This is a genomic window from Deltaproteobacteria bacterium (assembly GCA_026712905.1).
Taxonomy (GTDB): Bacteria; Desulfobacterota; Binatia; order UBA9968; family JAJDTQ01; genus JAJDTQ01.
Genome location: JAPOPM010000164.1, coordinates 21103 through 27700 on the forward strand (window position 1 = coordinate 21103; position 6598 = coordinate 27700).

Here is a 6598-nt window from a genome sequence, read left to right on the forward strand (position 1 = left end):
CTCCGCATTCCGAAAGGGGGACGGCTCAATGGAATCCTACACAAGTATTCGCGGAATATCGTGGAAGCGGACAGGGGCACTGGCCGCGGGCGCGGCGCTCCTGCTGGGCTTGTTCGTCGCCGGCTCCGCCTGGGCCGCATCCAAGGACCGGGTGGTGGTCTATCATGCCGGGAGCATCGATTCCCTCCACCCCTACAACCACAGCCTGGGCCCCGCCTACTCCATCTGGGAGCACATCATGGAGCCGCTGGTGCAGTTGGACGAGGAGCGTGTCGAATACGTGCCCAAGCTGGCCGAGTCCTGGGAGTTGAAGGGCAAGGAGTGGGTGTTCAAGCTGCGCAAGGGAATCAAGTTCCACGACGGCACGCCGTTGACGGCGCACGACGTCGAGTTTTCGTTCAACCGCATCAAGACGGACAGGAAGAGCCTGCAGCGGCGGCAACTGAAGGAATTGGTGGAGATGCGGGTCGTGGACGACCACACCATCGTGCTGGTAACCGACAAGCCCAACGTCGTGTTTCTCGACAAGCTCAAGACCCGCTTCATCATGAGCAAGGCGGCCGCGGCGAAGTACGGCAAGGACGTGGACAAGAACCCCATCGGCACCGGACCCTACAAGTACAAGAGCTTCAAGCGCGACGGCGACCTGGTGCTGGAGCGTAACGACGCCTACTGGGGCTCCCCGAAGCCGCAGATCAAGACCCTGGTGTGGCGGAAGGTCACCGAAGAGGCCGCCCGGGTCGCGGCTCTGGAGGCCGGGCAGGCCGACGTGATCAACGCGGTGCCGGCCCACGACGTCGAGCGCCTCAGGAAGAACGCCAGGATCAACATCAAGACGGTACCCGGGGGACGCATCTACTTCCTGGCCCTCAACCCCGGTTTCAAGCCCTGGGACAACAAGCTCGTGCGGCAGGCGGCCAACTACGCGGTGGACGCCTACCCCATCATCGAGAACATCTTCGATGGCCTCGGTTTCGTGGTGGAGGGCGCCGCCGGGAAGCAACACATCGGTTTCGACCCCAACGCCAAGCGCTACCTCTACGACCCCAAGAAGTCCCGTGAACTGCTGGCCAAGGCGGGCTACCCGGACGGCGTCAATGTAAAGATGTACTACTCCGCGGGACGATATCCCAAGGACACCGAGGTGGTCCAGGCCGTCTCGGCCCAGATGAAAAAGGGCGGTTTCAACATCGAGCTGATCAGCCAGGAATGGGTGGTGTTCTGGGGCAAGTCCGGGGTCAACGGCGGCAAGCTGCCCTTCTACCACGTCAGCCGGGGCAGCGTCGTCGACGCGCACACGCACCTCGAGCAGTACTTCAAGACCGGTGCGAGCCGCCGTATCGCCTACAGCAATCCCGAGTTCGACCGGATCATGGACCTGGAGCAGGCAGAAGCCGATCCCGTGAAACGTGACAAGCTGCTGCACCAGTTGGGCCGGATCGTGAAGGAGGATTCACCGTGGGTGCCGTTGTGGAATCTCGCGGACATCTACGGCGCCGCCAGCAACATCGAGTGGAAGCCCCGCTCCGACGAGAGAATCCGTGCCTGGGAGATGAGGATCAAGTAGTACCCGGATCCGTTGCGTCGGCGCCCATGCAGGTGCCCCCCGAGGGCATCCATGGGCGCCACGGGCGGGCGGCCTCCACGACATCCTGCCGCGCCGCTACGCCCGCATCAAGACCATGGGCGAGATCCCGAGCTTCGACCCATGCCTGCCGCGCGAGTTGCCGGCACTGTTCACGCCTGGAACTTGATCTCGCCGCCCACCACCGTCATCGCCACCTTGATGTCCTTGATGCGTTCCGCCGACACCTCGAAGGGGTCCTCGGCCAGTACCGCCATGTCGGCGAGCTTGCCGGCCTCCAGGGTCCCCTTCAGGTCCTCCTCGAAACCGGCAAAGGCGGCGTGGGTGGTGTGGAGCTCGAAGGCCTGCTGCACGCTCAGGGCTTCCTCCGGCACCAGCGTCTCGCCCCACAGCATCCGGCGCGAGACGTAGGTGCCGATGTCGCGCAGCGGGTCCACCGGCCAGTACCCCGGCGCATCGGAGCCGCCGGCCATCTTGACCCCCGCCTCCAACAGCGTCTTGAACGGGAACGCCTGTTCCAGGCGCTTGGCGCCGATGGCGGCGCGGATGGAGTCGCCGACGAAGTAGCCCAGGGAGATGTTGGGAATGGCCAAGACGCTCAGGCGCACTAGGCGTTCGATGCGCTCGGACGACATCAGCCAGTTGCCCATGTGCTCGATGCGGTGGCGGTGGTCTTCCCGCGGCGACGCGGCCAGCGCCTTCTCATAGGCCTCCAGGGACATGTCGAAGGCACGGTCGCCGATGGCGTGCACGCAGCAGCGGAGGCCGGCGTTGTGGCAGCGCAGCACGGTCTCGTCCAACTCGTCCTGCTGGATGCGAATGAGCCCGCTGTAATCCGGCGTGTCGACGTAGGGTTCGTAGAATAGCGCGTTTCGGCCGGTGATGCCGCCGTCAATGCTCATCTTCGCGCCGCCCACCCGCAGCCACTCGTCGCCGAAGCCGGTCTGGAGGCCGGTCTCCAGCACGCTGTCCGTGCTCATGTCGGACTCGATGACGCGCAGCAAGAGGCTCGAGCGCATGTGCAGGCCGCCTTCGGCCTTGAGCTCCTGGTAGGCGCGCACCGCGGACGGGTCCTTGACGATGTCGTGGATGGTGGTCACGCCCCGTTCGAGGGCCTGTTGCACGGCGAAGGCGATGCCCAGCTTGCGCCGGGTGGCGTCGAACTCCGGGATCACGCCCGTCACGATGTGCTGGGCGCGCTCGTGCAGGATGCCCGTGGGCTCGCCGGTGTTGGAGTCCCGCTCGATGGCGCCGCCGGCCGGATTCGGCGTGTCCCTGTCGATGCCGGCGAGCCCCAGGCCTCTCGAATTGGCCACGGTGACATGGGCGCCGAAGGAGACCGACGTCGGGTGCTCGGGCACGGCGGCATCGAGGTCGACGCGGTCCGGGAAGCGCTTGTCCTTCATGCGGAAGTCCTGCATCGGGCTTCCCTGCGCCACCACCCAGTCGCCCGCGGGAATCTCCGCGGCCTTCTTCGACAGGCGCGTGAGGACGGTGTCGATATTGTTTACGGGGCCGTAGAAGTCGCGTACGTCCACCAGTTCCCGGTCCGCCAGCCCCTTGTCCGCCAGGTGCACGTGGGCGTCGGTCAGTCCCGGGGTGACGGTGAGGCCCCTGAGGTCCACCTCCCTGGTATCGGAACCGCCCAGCCGCCGCACTTCGTCGGAGGAACCGACGGCGACGATGCGCCCGCCGAAGCAGGCCACCGCCTCGGCCAGGGGCGCGCCCGAAGCGAACGTGCGCACCTTGCCGTTAAAGAAAACCGTACCGGGATAGGGCAAGCGACTTCCAGCCATCGAGATCCTCCAGGGTCAAGTTCGAGACGCCGGCAATCCGCGGCGCAGGTCCTATGAATATAGCCGTGCCCGCGCAACGTCAAACCAGAGCGCACCTCCAGCCCCACCCCCGATTCGTCATTCCCGCGAAAGCGGGAATCCAGGGGCGGTGGTGTGGCACTATCATCTGCGTTTCCCCGCCTCGCCACCCCTGGATTCCCGCTTCCGCGGGAATGACGAATCGGGGGTCGGCGCCAATTCTTGTCCGGGCGACGTTTTGACACAGCCTGTTTCGCGGGAATGACAGAGGGAAAGCTGTTCAGGGTTGACTTCTTACGCGACTATTTCATATGTATCGCCGAGACGGACCGCGAGGGGTCCGCATTCCGAAAGGGGGAAGGCTGAATGAAACTCGATGCAGGTACTCGTGGAAGTTTGTGGAAGAGGACCGGAGCACTGGTCGCGGGCGCGGCGCTCCTTCTGGGCGTGCTCGCCGTCGGCTCCGCCTGGGCCGCCTCCAAGGACAAGGTGGTGATCTACCACGCGGGCGGCATTGATTCGCTCCACCCCTACAACCATAGCCTGAGCCCCGCCTACGGCATCTGGGAGCACATCATGGAGCCGCTGGTGCAGGTGGACCAGAAGGCCAACAAGTACGTCCCGAAGCTCGCCGAGTCCTGGGAATTCAAGGGCAAGGAGTGGGTCTTCAAGCTCAAGAAGGGCATCAAGTTCCACGACGGCTCGCCGTTGACCGCGCACGACGTGGAGTTCTCGTTCAACCGCATCAAGACGGACAAGAAGAGCCTGCAGCGGCGGCAACTGCGAGAGTTGACGGAGATGCGCGTGGTCGACGACCACACCATCGTCCTGGTGACCGACACGCCCAACGTCGTGTTCCTGGACAAGCTTCAGAGCCGCTTCGTCATGAGCAAGGCGGCCGCGGAGAAGGCCGGCAAGGACGTGGACAAGCATCCGATCGGCACCGGGCCGTACAAGTTCGTAAGTTTCAAGCGCGACGGCGACCTCGTGCTGGAGCGCAACGACGACTATTGGGGCTCCCCGAAGCCGCAGGTCAAGACCATGGTGTGGCGCAAGGTGACGGAGGAGGCGGCCCGGGTCGCGGCGCTGGAGTCCGGACAGGTGGACGTCATCAACGCCGTGCCGCCGCACGAGGTGGCGCGCCTGGAGAAAAACCCCAAGGTCACCATCAAGTCCGTTCCCGGCTCGCGCATCTACTTCCTGGCCATCAACCCGGGGTTCAAGCCCTGGGACAACAAGCTCGTGCGCCAGGCGGCCAACTACTCGGTGGACGCCAACTCCATCGTCAAGAACATCTTTGACAACCTCGGTTTCGTGGTGGAAGGTGCCGGCGCGAAAACGTACATCGGCCACGACCCCAACGCCAAGCGCTATCCCTACGACCCCAAGAAGTCCCGCGAGCTGCTCGCCAAGGCGGGCTACCCGGACGGCGTCTCGGTGAAGCTCTACTACTCGCAGGGCCGCTACCCCAAGGACAGCGAAGTGCTCCAGGCCATCGCCGCCCAGATGAAGAAGGGCGGATTCAACGTCGAGCTCATCTCCCAGGAATGGGTGGTGTTCTGGGGCAGATCCGGCGTCAACGGGGGCAAGATGCCCTTCTACTACATCGGCCGGGGCAGCGTCATCGACGTCCACACGCATGTCGAACAATACTTCAAAACCGGTGCCAGCGTTCGTGTAGACTACAGCAACCCGGAACTCGACAAACTCATTGAAGCGGAGATGGCGGAAGCCAATCCCGAGAAGCGCGCCAAGATTCTGCACCAGATCGGCCGGATCCTGAAAGAGGATTCCCCGTGGGTGCCGCTGTGGAACCTGGCGGACATTTACGGGTTCGCCAGCAACATCGAGTGGGACCCTCGTTCCGACGAGAGGATCCGTACCTGGGAGATGACGGTCAAGTAGCAGCCAGATTTCATGCGTCGTCGCCCACGCGGATGCCCGAAAACCTTGTGATGGAGGTGCAGGTATGAAGGCCGCGGTGCTGCTGGAGCAGAACACTCCTCTGGTGGTGGAGGACGTGGACATCGAGGGTCCCAAGGCACAGGAGGTGCAGGTCCGTATCGGCGCCACCGGCATCTGCCACAGCGACCTGCACAACATCAAGGGCGAGTGGGACAACCAGACCCCGGTGATCCTGGGCCATGAGGGCGCCGGCGTGGTGGAGGCCGTGGGCCCGGGCGTCGACCACGTCAAGCCCGGCGACAACGTCATCCTTTCCTTCCGTGCCAACTGCGGCCGTTGCGAGAACTGCGCGCGCGGCATCCCCGTCCTCTGCAACGGCCACAACTCCCCGCGTCAGATGATGCACGACGGCACCGCGCGGGTGAGCCTCAAGGGACAGCCGCTGTTCATCTCGGCGCGGCTGGGCACCTGGGCCGAGCAGGTGGTGTGCCCGGCGGAACAGGCCGTTCCGGTCCCCGGCGACGTTCCGCCGGAGGTGGCCGCCCTCATCGGCTGCTGCGTCACCACCGGCGTGTGCTCCGTCACCAACGCCGCCCGGGTGGAAGCCGGGGACACCGTGGCGGTCATCGGTTGCGGCGGCGTGGGCCTCAACTGCATCCAGGGCGCCCGGCTGGTGGGCGCCGGCACCATCATCGCCATCGACATCCTCGACGGGAAGCTGGAGTACGCCCAGGAGTTCGGCGCCACCCACAAGATCAACAGCGCGCGCGAGGACGCTGCCCAGCGCGTCCGCGAGATCACCGGCGGCGGCGTGGACTACGTTTTCGAGGCCATCGGCCTCGGCCCCACGGTAGAGCAGGCACTGGAGTGCGCGCGGGTAGGCGGCACCGTCGTGGTGGTGGGGATGGCTCCCATGGACCACACCGCGTCCATCAACCCCCTGCGCTTCGTAAGGGAACAGAAGACCCTTACCGGCACGGGCTACGGCAACGCGCGCCAGCTCATCGACATCCCCAGGATGGTCGAGCACTACAAGGCGGGCCGGCTGGACCTGGACCGGCTGGTGTCCCACCGCTACAAGATCGAAGAGATCAACGAGGGGGTCGAGCGGTTGAGGCAAGGGGAGGCGGCCCGGGGCGTGGTGGTGTTCTAGCTTGCGTCCTTCGACTTCGCTCGGCTACGCCTCGCTACGCTCAGGACGAACGGGAAAAGGTTTCCACAACCCTTCCTCCTGAGCGGAGCGAGGCGTAGCCGAGGGAAGCCGAAGGAAGCAAACTCCCAACTGCTTGGAAGC

Annotated in this window: 4 protein-coding genes; 3 read left to right on the plus strand and 1 reads right to left on the minus strand. The window is 64.9% G+C overall.

Annotated features, from left to right (window positions below; all coding sequences use genetic code 11):
• Positions 1-28: 28 nt before the first annotated feature.
• Positions 29-1567, plus strand: coding sequence for an ABC transporter substrate-binding protein (locus tag OXF11_13685; GenBank protein MCY4488148.1), 1539 nt, complete (start codon positions 29-31; stop codon positions 1565-1567).
• A 170-nt stretch (positions 1568-1737) separates the two neighbouring features.
• On the opposite strand, the gene OXF11_13690 is transcribed toward OXF11_13685, so the two are convergent.
• Complete coding sequence (locus tag OXF11_13690) at positions 1738-3381, minus strand: amidohydrolase (GenBank protein ID MCY4488149.1); 1644 nt, start codon at positions 3379-3381, stop codon at positions 1738-1740.
• A 384-nt stretch (positions 3382-3765) separates the two neighbouring features.
• On the opposite strand from OXF11_13690, the gene OXF11_13695 reads away from it, so the two are divergent.
• Together OXF11_13695 and OXF11_13700 are read left to right on the plus strand one after the other, a co-directional pair.
• Complete coding sequence (locus tag OXF11_13695) at positions 3766-5304, plus strand: ABC transporter substrate-binding protein (GenBank protein ID MCY4488150.1); 1539 nt, start codon at positions 3766-3768, stop codon at positions 5302-5304.
• Positions 5305-5368: 64 nt separating this feature from the next.
• Entirely contained in the window at positions 5369-6457 is a 1089-nt protein-coding gene (locus OXF11_13700; protein ID MCY4488151.1) for a Zn-dependent alcohol dehydrogenase, read from the plus strand.
• Positions 6458-6598: the final 141 nt, after the last annotated feature.